Consider the following 15,113-nt stretch of genomic DNA (forward strand, 5'->3'; position numbering starts at 1 on the left):
GGCCTCCGTGCGGTGAAGATTCGACACCTCCACCGCACACGGGCTCCTTCGCCATGGTCAAGCCTGGCCAGAGTCTCGGCGACAACTCCGCTTGCCCCGCTTCACACAGGGGGCGAAAATGGTGCATTCAAGGGCGTTCCACCAATCGCGCGCCACCTGGGGAGGCTTTCCCGATGAGCGAACGGCCCCATGCGTGGCGCACGCTGGACCACGACGAACTGGCGCACATGGTCGGGTATGTGAACCGGGTCGTACAGGTCGCGGGCAAATACACCCTCGACGCGCCCTTCGAGGTCGGCTGGGGGAACATCGTCCTCGACGTCACCCCCCGCGGGCTGAGGACGCCGACATTCCGCCAGCCGGGGGTAACTTTCACCGTGCACTACCGTCTGCTCGACGGTGACGTCGTCATCGAGGCCGATACGGGCTCGCGGACCGTGTCGCTGACCAAGAGGACCGTCGCCTCGTTCTTCGAGGAGTTCTGCGACGCGACGGCCGAACTGGGCGTGGACCGGCCGCGTACGACACTGGTCTGCGAAATCCCGGACTGCGCGCCGACCTTCCAGGGCGACCGCACCGAACGCACCTGGGATCCCCGCGCGGCGCGGCTGATGTGGGAAGCCTGGAACATCGCCGCCGGCGGGCTGGAGGCGTGGCAGGCGCCCTTCCGCGGGAACCATCCCCGCGTCGGCGTGATGTGGGGCGGCTTCGACCTGTCGGCGACGCGGCACAGCACACGGCCCACGGAGCCGCCGCCCGGCCGCCCGGCGTTCCAGCGGAACGCCCAGCTCTCGGCGTACGTGTCGGTGGGCTTCGCCTTCGGGGACGCCTCGGCACCGCAGGCCGGGTTGTACGCCTACATCTGGCCGGCGCCGGCCGGGCTCGAGGGCCGTTCCTGGAGTGTGGAGGGCGCGGCCTGGCACCCCGACGCCGGTCTGGTCCGCCTACCGTGGGACAGGCTCGGCGAGACGGCCGACCCGCACCGGTCGATCGTGGCGTTCGGCGATGCCGTCTACCAGGCGGCCGTGGACCTGGCGGGCTGGCCGGCCGACTGCGCCGGGCTCCGGGTGGACGGCTGGTACATGAGCAAAACCCCGCCGGAGCGCGTCCGGGCGGCGGAGAAGATACATCGGCACTGAACCGGCGGGACGGGCAGCCGCACGGCCCTGGAGGAATGGGGGAGAGATTCCATAGCAAGCATTTCGGGCCTTAACTCTCCAAAGACCATGGCCTGGAAGTCGTCACCTGTGGCGATCCGTACCTCAGCCGCGAGAGGGATGATGCCCAACTCCACGGAGGTCAGTCCGTTCACGGACATCAGCCTGTCCAGCTGATCGGCCTCCTCGGCGTCACGCATCACGCCGTGCAGATCGGCGTGCCGGGACAGGACGCTGCGTGCGTACTCAGGCGTCTGGGGACGCCGGGAACAACAGCTGCGCTGAATCCCCGGAACGTCGTGGTCCTCTCGTGCTGGTCACCGAGCGCATCCTGCACGGCGCGGTGACCGCCCGCCAATTGGCGCCACCGGGATCGGTGGTAGTCGGTGCTCACATGGGAGTAGGTACCCGCTGGATGAACTCTTCGTATGTGCACGCGTAGTGCCATGCGGCGTCACGCACCTGACAAGCCCGGACAACCTGTTCCGGCTCGGTGGTCAGCTCCATACGCCGATCCGCGTCCTCCCAGTTGAAGCGAGCCAGGAGCCGGGAGTCGAACAGCCAGAAGTCCCCCTGTGCCGTGATGCCAATGCTGTCAGCCACCGAACGGTGCAGGTAACGGATGTCCTCTCCGGCGGCAAGATTGTCAGGAGTCGTGGCCAACAGGTACCGCTGGTTGTCCGTCGCGGGCTCGTCGACGACACGGACGCGCTCGATACGTCGCCCGGTCGCCGTCTGCGCGCGGGCGTTGACGAACCACGGACCGTTCTCGTCCGCCGGCGGGGCGATGCCCTGCAGGAACCGCTGGTACTCCTCGGTCTCCTGATCGGCGGCGTACCCTCGGCGGGTTTCCAGCCGCCAAGCTGTGTGCTCGAAGCCGGTCCGGAAGAAGTCAAGAATCCGGCCGGCGGGGACTGCGTCCTGCAACGTCACTCCTTGGGGGCGAAGTTGACGAGGAGGGCACGGTCGACCACGACCAGCGATTCCCCCTCTAACGGGTTGGCCATCTGAGCGAGGACCTCGGGGTCGGTGACCGTATAGCCCTGGACCAGGATCTCGCCCGTGTCGACATCCTCGTAGAGCGTCGGGCACTCGCCGGTCTTCGAGTTGGTGCCGAGCATCCGCAGCGTGCGGGCCATGTGCGTCCCCTCTCGTCGCACCCGACCGGGTTGGCCAGGTGCGACCGACCGTAGCCCGGCGTTCGAGAAACACGACACGGTTCCATGAGCAGGGCTCATCGACCTGCGAGCCGGTATCGCTCCGGCCGAGCGAGTGGCCACGAACCTGTGCCAGAAGCCGAAGCCCCGCGTTCCTGAGACGCCTCTGCGGGAAGCTGAACTGAGCGTCGTGCCGATCATGGCGAGCCTGGGGCCCGCTGCCGCGTCCCGGCAGCTGGTGGGTACCTGCTGGAGTCGTTCTGGGCCGCATCCTCAGCCGGTCGGTCCCACCACCGGTGCGGCTGGAGTTGGAACGGTTGGGCGGGGTTGGATGAGGGGCGACGCCCGCCGTAGGAGGGTGAACGGTCGGGCCTCGGTTGGCACAATGGGACAGTGAGCGCTCGCGATGCAGGCGCCTGCGACTTGAGGTAGAAATGTCCGTTTCTCAAGAAGCGATGAAAAGTAGCCTCCCGGCCACATAAACCCCCAGGTCAGGAACTGTGGTCCCCGCGCGTGCGGGGGTGGTCCCGCCCGATTCGGCTCCTGGTCGCTGGGGGACGAGTGGTCCCCGCGCGTGCGGGGGTGGTCCCGCCCGATTCGGCTCCTGGTCGCTGGGGGACGAGTGGTCCCCGCGCGTGCGGGGGTGGTCCCGACCAGCTCCAGCGAGATGTCATCGACGCCGTGTGGTCCCCGCGCGTGCGGGGGTGGTCCGGATGCACCCCGTCCTCTAATCAGGGAAGAGGCGAGGGTGCTCCGCTGCGAGCGCCCCAGTGATCGCCTCGTCGGTTGGATCCGTGACGTGCCAGCTGTGCTCAGAACCGTGCTCGGCGAAAAACTCGCACGCTTCCCTCCGCGCGTCGAGCGCAGAACACCACGGCAGCGACACCGGGCGGGCCCGCTCCGCGTTCCATCGGGCCCAGACCGCGCTTCCGGGCCGCCCGCCCTCGTCCCACAGCATTGCCGCGTGATCATCATCGTGGTCCTCGCCCAGTTCGCAGAGTACGTAGCCGGGTTCCGGTCGGTCTCCGGGGACGGACAGGGCGAGCAGGAAGTCCGGAGGGCGCAACAGCACAACTTCCGTGCACTGGTTCATGGTTATGGCTGTCCTCATACGTTGTCGGGACCGTCGCCGGATACGAGGCGTTCGGCCAGCAGGTCACCGAGCGGGTCCGTCACGCTCCAGGAATGGGGCGCAGGGTGGTGGTCGAAGAACGTGCACATCCGCACAACGCCTGTGTCGAGGTGGCGCAGGATGGCCGGGCACCACGGCACGGTGGCCACCCGGTGGGCGCATTCCGAGCCGGCTCCGGTCCAGAAGAACCACAGGGCCGGGGTATTCGGCGGCTCGGCCGACGCGGACCAAAGGTGTGCGGCGTGCTCGGTGCGGGCGTCGTGCTCGGCGAGTTCGCAGAGAAGGAAGTGGTCGAGGGTGAGAGAGCCCGGCGGGGTGTCGGCCCCGCCGTCCGCAGCGACGACGGCGTGCAGGACGTCGTCAAGAGGGGTCTGGGTCACAGCAGTGCATTGCAGCACGTCGGTCCCTTCTGTCGACGGGGCCTAGAAATCGGCCAGGGAACCTCGCCACCCTGCGAGCGTCAGGCTCAACCCGACCGCAGGGTCAACCACGGTGAACACCACGGGAAAACCCGCCTCCAGCGCACGTATCGCATGGTCCTGGCGCTCACCATCAGTGGCCCAGGCCCGCAATCCCTGCGGAGCGCCGGAGCCGTGGAATCGGACCGGCCGTACATCACCGGTCGACAGCCACGGCGGGGCGGAGGCAACCGAGCGCCCGTGTCCGTTGGCCAGGCGGAGCGCCTGGCCCCGCAGCCACAGAAGCACCAGCCGCCGGTTCCGTACGGTCACGCCGCCGAGCGAGGCGATCCGCCGCCCGTCCGTCACGGTGACCTCGGCGGCATAGCCCGCGCGCCTCACGCGGCACGCTCGTCGGCGTCGGTACGGGAGTCAGGGGTACGGATCAGGCGCCGGAGCCGTTCCGCCGCGACCTCGACCTCCTCCACCACCGCCATGCGCGTCGCATATCTGCTCTCGATCGCCGCTTCCAACTCGGCGAAGAACAGGGCCCGGTAGGCCGGATCGGACTCGATGCGTACGAGTTCGACGAACGGTGCGACGGGCCGTGTCGGACGCCGGGCGAGCACCCGCATAAGCCCGGAGAAGCTGAGCCGCAGGTGAACCTCCGCCGCTCCGAGGGCGAGGAGGAGCCGTACGCGTAACCGGGTCGGAGAGCTCACAACACCTCACCCCGGCTACGGGCGTTGGCCCGCGCGGTACGGGCACGAAGCTGCTCTATGGGGAGCGCGAGGCGTACGGAGCGAGGCTCGGCCTCCCACTCGGTTCCGCCGCCGATGGGGCGGAGAGACCAGTAGGGGCCGGCGGCCCCTCGGAACTCGCCCACGCGGTCGCCGCGGCTGGTATCGACCAGGAAGGTTCCGGGGGCAGGGAGGTCAGGGGGTGGCTCTTCGGGATTCGGACGAGCGTGCACTTCGTACACCTATCGCTCCTCTCCGTAGCTGTTCGGCTACCGGGGCGATTCAGCGTGACCTAACGTGAAGAACCCTTCAACTGACTGTTCTCGAAGGAAGAGTAGGGAGCGCGGCATGGTCAACATCAAGCAGCTGAACCCCGCCAGCAGCCCGCAGGCGGCCTACGGTGCCCGTATCCGCAAGTATCGGGAGGCACGGGGGTGGAGCCAGGACGAACTGGCCCCGAAGATCGGGTACTCCAGTCAGCACATCTCGGCCGTGGAAACTGTTCGCAAGCCGCCAACTCTGCGCTTTTCGAGGAAGTCCGACCAGGCATTTGGTACGACCGGAACGGCCGACTCCTTCGAGCGCGAGTGGTCGGAGATGCGGAACGGCTCGCTGCTGGAGGGCTTCCCGGAGTACGTGGGGTACGAGGGGCGGGCGGTGGAGATCAGGTTGTTCGAGGTCGGCCTCGTTCCTGGGCTGTTACAGACGCCGGAGTACGCGCGGGCCGTTGCCTACGGGGACGTCGAACGCGGGTCCATCACGGCTGAACAGGCCAACGAACGCGTCGCGTTCCTGGCGCAGCGACAAGCAGCACTGGTGCGGTCACGGCCACCCATGGTGTTTGTCGTCATGGACGAGAGCTGTCTCCACCAAGCCGTCGGCGGCCCGGAGGTCATGGCTGCCCAGCTCCAACGGCTGGAGGAGATGGCAGCGCTGCCCAACTGGATCATCCAGGTGGCGCCGTTCAGTCTCGGCGCGCGCAGGGCGTTCGACCTACCGGTCTATCTGCTGACCATGACCGACCGGTCCATCGTCGCTTATGCCGAATCGCAGGCGCAGGGGTACGTCGAACGCGAAACGTCATTGGTAGCCCCTATGTTCACGGCCTACCATCAAATGCAGGGCGAATCGCTCTCGAAAGCGGCGTCTGTGGCCAAGATCAGCCAGTTGCGAAAGGGCACTCCGTGAAGACCGAATCCCCCCGTTGGTTCACGTCCTCGTACAGCTCGAACGGCGGTGCCTGCGTCGAGGTTGCCGTCAACCTGGTCGCCTCGCGGGGCATCGTCCCGGTCCGCGACTCGAAGGACATCAGCAGCCCCGTACTGAGCTTCCCCGCCGACGCGTTCTCCACGTTCGTCGCCGGCGTACAGGCGGGAAGGCTTGACGCCGCCTGACGAGTCGAGCCTGCAACGCCCCACTGTGCTAAGCACGGTGGGGCTTCCTGCTATGAAAGGACACCTCGTGACGAACGAATCCCCTCGTTGGTTCAAGTCCTCGTACAGCGACAACGGTGGCAACTGCATCGAGATCGCCACCAACCTCGCCGCCTTGCGCGGCATCGTCCCGGTCCGCGACTCCAAGAGCGCGGACGGCCCGATCATCGACGTTTCCACGGAGGCGTTCTCCACCTTTGTGGCTGACGTGCAGGCGGACAGTCTCGACTCCGCCTGACCAGCTGATGCAGCGCCGCCTCACCGCGCCTGGCGTGGTGGGGCTGTCCATCCGGGGTGGGCAGGGGCCCCGACTGCGAGGTGCGCGGAATCAGATCTCGATCAACCCGCGTTCGACGTTAGGTTGGAGCCTGAGGAAACACGCACAGTCGGATGCCCAGTTGGCGGCGCAAGCAGTGCGGGAGGCGAGCTGAAATGTCCGCTTCCCCAGAAGTCATGGAAAACGGCCTCCGGGCTGCATAAACCCGCAGGTCAGGAACTGTGGTCCCCGCGTGTGCGGGGGTGTTCCCCACTGGGGTGCCTGGGCGCTCACGAGCGAGGCGTGGTCCCCGCGCGTGCGGGGACAGTCCTGCTCGCCCCCGCCCCCAACACGGGAGCGCAGGAACACGCCTCGTGTTCAGCCCCGGCTCAGACCGGCAGACAAGCACCCGCAAGGCAGCCGGACTTCACGCCGAGGTCCCCTTGGTGGCACGCAGAATCGCCGTGTGGCCGGCGGTTGCCTGGCCGGAGAACTTCGTCAGCTCTCCGACCTCATCCATGTTCGAGATCACCACCGGGGTCAGAACGGACTTGGCCTTCTCCTTCAGCACTTCCAGGTCGAGTTCGATGATGACGTCGCCCCGGCTGACGCGCTGTCCCTCCTCGGCGACGCGCCGGAACCCCTCACCCTTCAGCTCGACGGTGTCGATGCCGACGTGGACGAACACCTCAAGGCCGCTCTCGGTCTCCATGGAGAACGCGTGGTTGGTCTCGAAGATCTTGCCGATGATGCCGGCGGCCGGTGCGACGACCGTGCCCGCCGACGGGTTGATGGCAATGCCGTCACCGACGATCTTCTCCGCGAACACCACGTCGGGAACGTCCTCGATACGGACGATCTCCCCTGACAGGGGCGCATAGATCTCTTCCGTGACCGCCGAACTGTCTCGCCCGGCCGCCGCCCGACGATCGAGCGCCAGAACAGGATCAGAAGGCAGGCCCGCAGCGGCCGCACCAGTGATCACGGCAGCGAGAGCGGCACGGCGGGATACGAATCGACTCATACGGACATGATGATCCGCGCGTCTCGGTACCAGGTGTGCGACACGGGCCTCCCCGTCGCTCGCGCTCACCACCAGAGCATCAGCCGCACGACCTCGCAGCCACTGACCGGGGGGCGACCGGACTTCGATGGCATGCAGTCATAGTTCGATGACACGGGGCGGCCGTATCGTTGCCGGTGGTGCAGGTCGTTCGGTCCCCGCGTATGCGGGGGTGCTCCCGTGGACCTGGTCGGCCGGCTCGGGCTACGGTCGTGGTCCTCGCGCGTGCGGGGATGGCCCCGCGTACAACCCCAACGAAGACCGCGTCGCTCACTGGCCTCTGCCCGCGCAGAGGTGGCCCCTTGGCTGCATCGTTTCCGGTGGTGTAGGCCGCCACTTGGCCCCCGCATTCGCGGGGTTGTACCCGCGATGAACGCACACGCACTCGTGGCTTTGACGCGGCCCCGCACCTGCGGGGGTGGTCCCTCTTTTAAGGCGTCGGCGACAATATCCGCGTCATGCCCCCCGCGCACGCGGGGATGGTCCCTGGGCCGACATGTATGGCACCCTGCGCCCCTCGTGGTCCCCGCACCTGCGGGGTTGTTCCCTTCCAGGCGGTCTTCGGCGGGGGCACGATCACGTAGTCCCCGCGCGTGCAGGGATGTACCCGGCTGTGGCATCACCGCGGCCTTCTTCTTCGGGTGGCGCCCTCGCCAGTGGGAATGGTCCCGCGCCGTGAAAGTCAAGGCACTCGCGGCCGTCGCTGGCCCCCGCGCACGCGGGGTTGCTCCCCTGCCACGCACCACCTACGACCAGGTGCACGCATGCCCCGCGTCTGCGGGGACGTTCCCGCCCAGGACAGCACACGCCCAGCTGACGAAGGGTGACTCCGTCCGCACGACCGACACCGACACCGGCCCCGGCCACGGCCCGCCCCCCTGGCTCAAACCAGCGCCGCAACCAGCAGCGTGAAGGCGGCGATCAGAACGGCGACCCGGATGTAGTGGTACCGGTCCCAGCGGTTCATCTGCTCCTTCCAGTCCGCGGGCCGGGTCTCGGCGGTCCACCTCTTGCTCAGGTTGTTGATCGGGACGAGCAGCAGGATCGACATGACCACGCTCACAAGCAGCAGCCCGCCCGCAGCGACGACCAGGCCGATGCCGCCCTCTCCCCATCCAGCTATGGCCCAGATCGCGCTCAGGACCATCGAGCCGATGTACCAGAACGGCATCACCGCCCCCAGCATCCGGCCCCCGTGGCTTCGGCCGAGCTGAGTGCTGTCGTCGGGGAGCGCGTTGAGGATCCGGTTGATGACGAAGGCGACGGAGAACTCCACCCCCACCAGCAGTCCGACGATCACGGTGGTGACGATCTCCAGTGCGTTGAGCATGATGACTCCTCCTGGAATCTAGCGGCGCTAGGTGATGAGGCAACGCTAGACCTACTGCCGCTCGATTGTCTAGCGGTGCTAGGATCGAATCATGTCGGTACAGGAACGCAAGGAGCGCGAACGGGCGGGCCGCGAGCGACTCATCGTGGCGACGGCCCGCGAACTCGCCGAGCAGCAGGGCTGGGACGCGGTCACCACCCGCCGGCTCGCCGAGCGCATCGAATACAGCCAGCCCGTCCTCTACAGCCACTTCCGGGGCAAGCGCGAGATCATCGGCGCCGTCGCCCTCGAAGGCGCCGCCGAGATGGCCGGGGCGTTGAGGGCCGCAACCGTGGCCGCGACCACGGCCACGGCCACGGACGGGCCTCGCGCCCGGGTCGTCGCCCTCGCCCGCGCCTACCTCGATTTCGCCGCAGACAACCCGGCGGTCTACGACGCCATGTTCCAGCTCGACGGCGGCCTGGCATTCGCACAGGAGGACACCCCCGAGCCGCTGAAGGACGCCTTCGCCGCCCTCCTGGAAACCCTCGGCGAGGCGGCCGGGGGCGGCGTTCACCCAGCGCTGTTCACCGAACTGTTCTGGGCATCCCTGCACGGGCTGGCCACCCTCACCCGGGCCGGACGGCTGCCGCCGGAGGACAGCGAGCGGAGGGTGGAACTACTGGTGGACCGGCTCGCCGCGGTCTGACACAGACACCCAGGGCCGCATCGACCGGCCCGTGCCGAGCGTGGACTCCAGCACCTGCCGGGTCCACCGGCGCGCCGCCGGACCACATCGATCCGGCTCCGGCTCAAGCTTCGGGGGGTAGATCCATTATCTCGGCGCGGGCAAGCGTTGTCACCGTTCTCCAGAATGATCTTTATGCCTGATTTGCGCACCTAGGCTTACCGGCGTACGCACATCACGTATCCGACCTGGGAGTTGAGAGTGGCGCACGACGTTGCCGCGCTGACGGAGGAACTCACGGACATGGCTGCGGCCGATCACCGGTCCGCAGTCCACGCGAACAGCGAAGCCCCCGCCGAGCAGCTGGCCTGGCGGCGGCTGACCGCCCGGCACGGTGACCGGCTGAGCGAGATCATGAACGAGTACGGCTGGCCGACGGCGGATCTGGTCGGCGAGGAGGCCGCACGCGCGGCATGGCTGATCGCTCAGCACGCCGACCGGCAACTCGACGTTCAGCGGCGCGCCCTCCAGTTGATGCAGCAAGCGGTGTCGGCAGGATCGGCCGGCCCGCGCGAGCTGGCCTTCCTACGGGACCGCACACTGGTCAATGAAGGCCGTAAGCAGGTCTACGGCACTCAGATCGCCGGCGTGAAGAACGGGGCACCGGTTCCGTGGCCCTGTGAAGAGCCCGAGCGCATGGACGAACTCCGTGCGGAAGTCGGCATCGAGCCCTTCGACGAGTACGTCGCCAAGTTCTCCTTGGCCTGAAGCGCCTGTTTCGGTCGCGTCCGGTGGGTCACCGCTCGGCCTCGCCTGCCGCAGGCAATGATCCGCCGGACGGGCCCTGGCCGGGCAACACAGCCCGGACCGGCCCCACCAGAACAACACCGCTGACAGGAACCGCTATCGTCCAGCCTTCCCGAGGCCGGACAAACCCACAGGTTGAACACCCGCCCCCTGGTAGAACGCCAGCACCCCCCACCTCTCACTCCAACAGTCCAAATCCCTTACTTGACACCGGCCTTGACCAGGTAGTCACTGGTAAGTTGGCCTGTTCACCGGAGAAGGGGCGGCAGCATGGGCAGACCCTGGGAAGCTGATCCTGAAACCGGCTTCAAGAGACGTCTCGGGAAGTCGGCACTGGAGCTGGGCGCCACCAGCACCGGACCCGAGTGCCCGGATATCTGGGAGCTGGAGAACGGCGACATCGCCGTGATCGGACGCGACCTCACCGACTCCCTCGGGACACGTCTGCCCGATGGTGTCTCCATCAGTCGCGATGAGCGCCTCGTGGTCATCCCCCGAAGGATGCTCATCGCAGCGAAGGCGGACATCCCTCATGAATGAGTACGTCTGAATGAGTGCGTCAATGAGTGCATCAATGAACGCGTGCTTCCGCAGCGGTGCCGGCGAAGTTCTCAAGAGGCCCGACTACCTCGCCGACTTCAGCCGGGTCTACGAGAGCGACATCCACCTCCTCGCCAAGCTTGAGCGGGGCCAGACCTTCCAGGAGCCGGGCACTCCCAGCTGGGAAGCCTTCGATTCCGGGGACTGGGCGGGGGCTCTACGCCTGATCGAGGACGACCGGGAATCCGTCGCCACGTACTTCCGTGACGCCTCTCAAGGCGGCCTGACCTTCCGTCGGCTCCGTATCGTCGAGTACCCCGTAACTCCGTACCTCCAGTGGGAAATGAACGTCCTCCGGCTCAGGTCGGAGCTGGGCGAAGAGATCCGTGTGCTGAACGTCGGCACCATCTCCGACCTGGAACGGGACGCTCCGGTGCCCGAGGTCGTCATCCTCGGAAGTTCCGTGATGTACGCCGTGATCTACGACGACGATCTGAAGGGCGCAGGGGCCCGGCGGTTCACCGATCCCGACCAGATCCGGACAACGACCCAGGAGTTCGAAACTCTCTACGCCCAGGGCGAGGAGTTCTCGGAGTTCTTCGAGCGGGAGATCGTGCCGCTCGAACCGCCCGCCTTCAACAGTCCGCCGACCGCCGCAGAAGGAGAGCGCGCGTCATGAACGCGGAGCTGGTCGCACTCGCCCAGAGCGCCGGCACGACCCTCGTCGGCCTGATGACGACCGACGCCCGGGAGCGCACCAGGGACGGGGTCGTCGCCCTCTGGCAGCGCGCCCGCGACGACGCGCACGGCACCGGCGGTGGGGCGTAGAGGCAAGCGATGGATACCGCCTCGCCCACCGACGTACACGCAGGTCCCCTCACCCCGCCCACCTCCCCGTCAGGAACGTCAGCGCGACGATCGTCGTCACCGGCGCGGCCACGCACAGGTACGCCGTCGTGAACCACGGCCGCCGCAGGCTCACCGCCGCAAGGCCGATCCACAGCGGCCACCACAGCAGCGTCGCGCGCGGAATGGACGTGTACCAGTACGAGGTGCCCAGCGCCCACAGGCTGAGCGCCACGTACACCGCCTCGGGCCAGCGACGGTGGCGTACCAGCAGTGCCACCAGCACCAGGCCCACCAGCATCGCCGCCAACTCGGCCTGGAACATGACCGCGTACCCCGTCGACTGCGTACCCTCGAACGCCCCGTGCCACGTGTTCGTCCACGCCTCCCACGGGGTGTGGAACGTGCGGTACCAGCCCCGCTCCTGCGCGTGCTTCCACGCCATCCAGTCGCCGGTGTGCGTGTGCAGATACCAGCTGTACGCGGCCGGGGGCAGCGCCGGAAGCAGCGTCCAGCCCGCCGCCCGCCAGTGCTTCCCGGCCCGGGCCGACACGACGAACAGCAGCGCGATCGCGGCGGCGAGGAACAGACCGCTGACGCGCACCGTCGTCGCCAGCGCGGTCAGTACGGCGGCGAGCGCCCACCGGTGCCTCATCGCCGCCAGCCACGCGGGCAGGGCGAACGCGAGGAACAGCGCCTCCGTGTAACCGGCGGCCAGGAACACCGCGCACGGCGAGAGCAGGAAGAGGACAGCCGTACGGCGGCCCGCCGCATCCTCCGGCAGATACGCCCGCGCGATACGGGCCAGGGCCAGCACGGCCACCGCGCCCGCGACGAACGAGATCAGCAGCCCGGCCGCCGTCCAGTCCGGGACGACCGTGTGCACGGCGCGCAGGAGGAAGGGGTAGCCCGGGAAGAACGCCTCCCGGTTGTCCCAGCCGCTCGTCCACGGGCCCGTACCAGCCGGGAAGTAGCCGTCGCGCGCTATGTGGAGGTAGTGGTTCGCGTCCCAGTGCTGGAAGGGCGCGAGGACGGGCCCCGCCTCCCGCGTTCCGGGGCGGGCCGGGAACAGCCAGCGGGCGGAGTGGGCCGTGATCCACAGAGATATCCGGGTCAGGAGGTAGAGCCACAGGACGCTGCGGTCGGCAGGGGTCAGGCGCGCGGCCGCACGGCGGAGCAGGCCCGCCCGGGGCTCGGGCGGCGGGGCCTCGGCCCGGGGCTCAGGACGTACGAGCGTGGACAGGTCACTCACTCGGGCACCTTTCGGGCACGCCTCACGGACGTGCCGAGGTGAAGGCGTGCGGGATCGCCCGGTGAAGCCGCCGGGGCACGGAAGGGGAGGGGTGGGGTGGGGTACGGGCTATGGACTACAGCTACGGGGTCAGGGCGTCGACGTGGCTCCGTCGGTCGCCGTCGCCGTCGCCGACTCGGATGTCGTCGGCGGCGGCTTCGTCGTGGTCGGGCTCGTGCCCGTAGGCGCACCCGTGCCCGTACCCGTGGGCAGACCGCCCGGCAGCGTGGTGCTCGGCGAGGGCGGCGGCGACGGCTGCTCGGTCGACAGGCCCTCCGACGGTACGGGCGAGGGGTAGCTCGGTGACGGACTCGTCGCCGGGGCGACCGGTTCCGGCCGTACCGGCAGCAGGCCCACCGCGACCGCCCCGCCCCCGCCGACGACCAGGCAGACGCCCACCGCGACCACGGCCATCCGGCGGCGCTGCGCGCGCATGCCGCGTTCGGTGATGCTCGACGCCGGGTCCGCCACCGAGCGGACCTGCCCGAAGTCACCGGCCTCCCGGAATAGAGACCGCAATGGATCCCGCGGTTCAGACATCAGGAGCCTCCTCGATGCGGGGGTCGTGCAGACGGTGCGCGAGCGCCGCCCGTCCACGGACCAGATGCGTCTTGATCGTGCTGGTGGAAAGCCCGGTCTCACCGGCGATCTGCTCGACCGTGAGGTCGCACAGGTAGTGCAGGGTCAGCGTCCGCCGCTGCTGGGCGGGCAGTTCCCGGAGCGCGTCGACCAGCACCACATGACCCGGGTCCGGCGGCTCCACGTTCCCGGGCGCACCGCTCCCCCGGCCCCAGGCGTCCGCCGAACGCCGCCGGAAGCGCCAACGGCTCACCGCCAGCCGCCAGGCGACCGTACGAATCCACGCCTCCGGCTGCCCATCCCGCTCCAGCCGGCCGCGCCGGACCCACGCCTTGACGAAGGCCTCCTGCACGACGTCCTGCGCCTCCTGGAGATCGCCGGTCATCACGTACAGCTGGCCTGTGAGACGTGCGACCGCCTGGGCGTAGAACTCTTCGAACTCCTCGACGGTCAAAAGTTGCTCCCGGATCTTTCGCTTCACCGGGTATACGCCCGGCGCGCGCCATCCGGTCGACACCACCCGCCATACATCCGAGGTGACGGTCGTCACAGGACCCGAACGGTCTAGGCCCTCCCCTCGCCTCCGCCACGCTTCCCACGCATCTCCCGGGGCTCAAGCGGCGAGATCCGAGCGCTCTTAACAGTGATGGGGTGGATGGGTCAGTAGTCCCACCCGCCCACCCTGGCTGCGAAGTTGACAGTTTGTGATCGAGTTGCGACGCACGGTCGCCAGGCTCTAGCGTGCGGGAAGACCACGACCAGGCAAAAGACGACCCCCACCGGTGCTCCAACACCGACAGGGGTCTAACCACCGAAGATCGATAGCATCGAAAAGGCGATCCCCATGGCTGACAGCCAGTTTAGTGACCTCGCGCACGCGACACCGCATCCCATGGCCAACCCCGGCTACGGCAAGCGTTCCGCGCCCGGCGAACGTCCGCGCACCGACCGCGACTTCGCCCACCTCCTCCCCCGCGACGCCGCCGTCGCCGCCTACATCGACCGGCTGCCCGACGGCTCCGACATCTCCGTGAAGACGCTGGCCAAGCACCTCCCGTACGGGCAGTGCGCCCTGCGCACCACCCTCAACCGGCTCCAGGCCGCCGGACACTTACGGCGCGGCAGCGAGTGCGTGATCACCGATGAGGTCATGCTCTGGGTGACTCGTACCTTCTTCTCCCGCACCGCACGCGAGGACGCCTGGTGGGACGCCTACACCCGGGGTGACGCCCCGCCGGACGAGCCCCAACGGCCCACCCGCTCCCGGGCGTTCATCCTGCTGGCCGCCCTGGGGCGGACGGCCCCAGCGCTGACGCTGTCCGCCGCCGACTGCGTACGCCTGGAGCCGCAGGTCGGTGAGTGGATCGCCCGGGGCGCGACCGAGGCGGAGTTGCTGCACGCCCTCACCAGCGGGCTGCCGTCCCCCGTCCACTGCGCCGCCCGCCTCGTCGAACGGCGGCTGCGCGACAAACTGCCGCCCGAGCCGATCCTGCCGGGGCCCCGGACCGTCCTGCGCACCCTCGAATGCGGCGAGTGCGGAGTCCCCGGCCCGCCCGAAGCTCTCCTCGGCGGCCTCTGCCGGCCGTGCCGGGGGCCGTCTCCGGAGCCGCCGGTCGGCCCGCCCGGAACCGTGCAGCCGCCCGGCGTACGGGACCGGATGAACGCGGTCCGGGCGGGGCTGATTCCTCGATCCGAAAGGACATACCGATGACCGTGC

22 protein-coding genes are annotated in these 15,113 nt (G+C 68.6%); 10 read left to right on the forward strand and 12 right to left on the reverse strand.

All coding sequences use genetic code 11. From position 1 onward, the window contains the following. The first annotated feature begins 173 nt into the window (after positions 1-173). Complete coding sequence (locus tag G3I54_RS28150) at positions 174-1,139, forward strand: DUF5996 family protein (RefSeq protein ID WP_164618411.1); 966 nt, start codon at positions 174-176, stop codon at positions 1,137-1,139. Positions 1,140-1,547: 408 nt separating this feature from the next. Here the strand turns inward: G3I54_RS28150 and G3I54_RS28155 are convergent, their stop codons facing one another. The 7 genes from G3I54_RS28155 to G3I54_RS39785 form a co-directional block, all read right to left on the reverse strand. Beyond that, complete coding sequence (locus G3I54_RS28155) at positions 1,548-2,084, reverse strand: DUF6879 family protein (protein WP_164618413.1); 537 nt, start codon at positions 2,082-2,084, stop codon at positions 1,548-1,550. A gap of 2 nt (positions 2,085-2,086) precedes the next feature. Further along, positions 2,087-2,296 carry a hypothetical protein gene (locus G3I54_RS40180; protein ID WP_164618415.1) on the reverse strand — a complete coding sequence of 70 codons (210 nt, stop codon included), beginning with the start codon at positions 2,294-2,296 and terminating at the stop codon, positions 2,087-2,089. Between the two features lie 745 nt (positions 2,297-3,041). After that, the gene (locus tag G3I54_RS28165) at positions 3,042-3,407 is read right to left on the reverse strand and encodes a hypothetical protein (RefSeq protein WP_164618417.1); all 366 of its coding nucleotides are present in this window, start codon (positions 3,405-3,407) and stop codon (positions 3,042-3,044) included. Between the two features lie 14 nt (positions 3,408-3,421). Further along, on the reverse strand, positions 3,422-3,826 hold the full coding sequence (locus G3I54_RS28170) for a hypothetical protein (RefSeq protein WP_343240445.1): 405 nt from the start codon (positions 3,824-3,826) through the stop codon (positions 3,422-3,424). Between the two features lie 42 nt (positions 3,827-3,868). Beyond that, positions 3,869-4,246, reverse strand: coding sequence for a hypothetical protein (locus G3I54_RS28175; RefSeq protein ID WP_164618421.1), 378 nt, complete (start codon positions 4,244-4,246; stop codon positions 3,869-3,871). Then, a complete protein-coding gene (locus G3I54_RS28180) occupies positions 4,243-4,566 on the reverse strand; it encodes a hypothetical protein (protein ID WP_343240446.1) in 324 nt (107 codons plus the stop codon). Before G3I54_RS28180 ends, G3I54_RS28175 begins: the two co-directional genes overlap by 4 nt. Then, complete coding sequence (locus G3I54_RS39785) at positions 4,563-4,826, reverse strand: hypothetical protein (protein ID WP_164618423.1); 264 nt, start codon at positions 4,824-4,826, stop codon at positions 4,563-4,565. Before G3I54_RS39785 ends, G3I54_RS28180 begins: the two co-directional genes overlap by 4 nt. 106 nt (positions 4,827-4,932) lie before the next feature. Between G3I54_RS39785 and G3I54_RS28190 the strand changes: the two genes are divergently transcribed. The 3 genes from G3I54_RS28190 to G3I54_RS28200 all read left to right on the forward strand — a co-directional run bounded on the left by G3I54_RS28190 (position 4,933) and on the right by G3I54_RS28200 (position 6,255). After that, entirely contained in the window at positions 4,933-5,772 is an 840-nt protein-coding gene (locus tag G3I54_RS28190; protein ID WP_164618425.1) for a helix-turn-helix transcriptional regulator, read from the forward strand. Continuing rightward, positions 5,769-5,978, forward strand: coding sequence for a DUF397 domain-containing protein (locus tag G3I54_RS28195; RefSeq protein ID WP_164618428.1), 210 nt, complete (start codon positions 5,769-5,771; stop codon positions 5,976-5,978). The genes G3I54_RS28190 and G3I54_RS28195 overlap by 4 nt, the downstream gene beginning before the upstream one ends. 67 nt (positions 5,979-6,045) lie before the next feature. After that, a complete protein-coding gene (locus G3I54_RS28200) occupies positions 6,046-6,255 on the forward strand; it encodes a DUF397 domain-containing protein (RefSeq protein WP_164618430.1) in 210 nt (69 codons plus the stop codon). Positions 6,256-6,700: 445 nt separating this feature from the next. On the opposite strand, the gene crr is transcribed toward G3I54_RS28200, so the two are convergent. Then, a complete protein-coding gene (crr, locus tag G3I54_RS28205) occupies positions 6,701-7,258 on the reverse strand; it encodes a PTS glucose transporter subunit IIA (protein ID WP_343240447.1) in 558 nt (185 codons plus the stop codon). 961 nt (positions 7,259-8,219) lie between these two features. Further along, positions 8,220-8,666: a DUF1772 domain-containing protein gene (locus G3I54_RS28210; protein WP_164618431.1), complete on the reverse strand. Its 447-nt coding sequence runs from the start codon at positions 8,664-8,666 to the stop codon at positions 8,220-8,222. 91 nt (positions 8,667-8,757) lie between these two features. Between G3I54_RS28210 and G3I54_RS28215 the strand changes: the two genes are divergently transcribed. The 5 genes from G3I54_RS28215 (at position 8,758) to G3I54_RS28235 (ending at position 11,508) form a co-directional block, all read left to right on the forward strand. Beyond that, a complete protein-coding gene (locus tag G3I54_RS28215) occupies positions 8,758-9,354 on the forward strand; it encodes a TetR/AcrR family transcriptional regulator (protein ID WP_164618433.1) in 597 nt (198 codons plus the stop codon). 240 nt (positions 9,355-9,594) lie between these two features. Next, positions 9,595-10,101, forward strand: a complete 507-nt coding sequence (locus tag G3I54_RS28220; protein ID WP_164618435.1) for a DUF6624 domain-containing protein — start codon at positions 9,595-9,597, stop codon at positions 10,099-10,101. 309 nt (positions 10,102-10,410) lie between these two features. After that, on the forward strand, positions 10,411-10,680 hold the full coding sequence (locus tag G3I54_RS28225) for a hypothetical protein (RefSeq protein WP_030077486.1): 270 nt from the start codon (positions 10,411-10,413) through the stop codon (positions 10,678-10,680). Between the two features lie 22 nt (positions 10,681-10,702). Next, positions 10,703-11,359, forward strand: a complete 657-nt coding sequence (locus tag G3I54_RS28230; RefSeq protein WP_239144612.1) for a DUF6879 family protein — start codon at positions 10,703-10,705, stop codon at positions 11,357-11,359. After that, positions 11,356-11,508 (forward strand): hypothetical protein, encoded by a 153-nt coding sequence (locus tag G3I54_RS28235; RefSeq protein WP_164618287.1) that lies wholly within the window; start codon positions 11,356-11,358, stop codon positions 11,506-11,508. Before G3I54_RS28230 ends, G3I54_RS28235 begins: the two co-directional genes overlap by 4 nt. 49 nt (positions 11,509-11,557) lie before the next feature. On the opposite strand, the gene G3I54_RS28240 is transcribed toward G3I54_RS28235, so the two are convergent. From G3I54_RS28240 to G3I54_RS28250, 3 genes are all read right to left on the reverse strand, one after another. Continuing rightward, positions 11,558-12,706: a mannosyltransferase family protein gene (locus G3I54_RS28240; protein ID WP_275408023.1), complete on the reverse strand. Its 1,149-nt coding sequence runs from the start codon at positions 12,704-12,706 to the stop codon at positions 11,558-11,560. 201 nt (positions 12,707-12,907) lie between these two features. Further along, on the reverse strand, positions 12,908-13,357 hold the full coding sequence (locus tag G3I54_RS28245; RefSeq protein WP_164618437.1) for a hypothetical protein: 450 nt from the start codon (positions 13,355-13,357) through the stop codon (positions 12,908-12,910). Then, entirely contained in the window at positions 13,350-13,850 is a 501-nt protein-coding gene (locus G3I54_RS28250) for a SigE family RNA polymerase sigma factor (protein WP_164618583.1), read from the reverse strand. Before G3I54_RS28250 ends, G3I54_RS28245 begins: the two co-directional genes overlap by 8 nt. Positions 13,851-14,288: 438 nt before the next feature. On the opposite strand from G3I54_RS28250, the gene G3I54_RS28255 reads away from it, so the two are divergent. Continuing rightward, positions 14,289-15,107, forward strand: coding sequence for a hypothetical protein (locus tag G3I54_RS28255; protein ID WP_164618585.1), 819 nt, complete (start codon positions 14,289-14,291; stop codon positions 15,105-15,107). Positions 15,108-15,113: the final 6 nt, after the last annotated feature.

Origin of the sequence: Streptomyces sp. SID14515 (genome assembly GCF_010548505.1) — a bacterium.
Classification (GTDB): Bacteria; Actinomycetota; Actinomycetes; order Streptomycetales; family Streptomycetaceae; genus Streptomyces; species Streptomyces caviscabies.

Coding starts and splice junctions, on each gene's coding strand:
- G3I54_RS28210 (WP_164618431.1), bottom strand. CDS start 8,666: ATGCTCAACGCACTGGAGATCGTCACCACCGTGATCGTCGGACTGCTG.
- G3I54_RS28235 (WP_164618287.1), top strand. CDS start 11,356: ATGAACGCGGAGCTGGTCGCACTCGCCCAGAGCGCCGGCACGACCCTC.
- G3I54_RS28255 (WP_164618585.1), top strand. CDS start 14,289: ATGGCCAACCCCGGCTACGGCAAGCGTTCCGCGCCCGGCGAACGTCCG.
- G3I54_RS28225 (WP_030077486.1), top strand. CDS start 10,411: ATGGGCAGACCCTGGGAAGCTGATCCTGAAACCGGCTTCAAGAGACGT.
- G3I54_RS28150 (WP_164618411.1), top strand. CDS start 174: ATGAGCGAACGGCCCCATGCGTGGCGCACGCTGGACCACGACGAACTG.
- G3I54_RS28245 (WP_164618437.1), bottom strand. CDS start 13,357: ATGTCTGAACCGCGGGATCCATTGCGGTCTCTATTCCGGGAGGCCGGT.
- G3I54_RS28215 (WP_164618433.1), top strand. CDS start 8,758: ATGTCGGTACAGGAACGCAAGGAGCGCGAACGGGCGGGCCGCGAGCGA.
- G3I54_RS28230 (WP_239144612.1), top strand. CDS start 10,703: ATGAGTGCATCAATGAACGCGTGCTTCCGCAGCGGTGCCGGCGAAGTT.
- G3I54_RS28165 (WP_164618417.1), bottom strand. CDS start 3,407: ATGAACCAGTGCACGGAAGTTGTGCTGTTGCGCCCTCCGGACTTCCTG.
- G3I54_RS28190 (WP_164618425.1), top strand. CDS start 4,933: ATGGTCAACATCAAGCAGCTGAACCCCGCCAGCAGCCCGCAGGCGGCC.
- G3I54_RS40180 (WP_164618415.1), bottom strand. CDS start 2,296: ATGGCCCGCACGCTGCGGATGCTCGGCACCAACTCGAAGACCGGCGAG.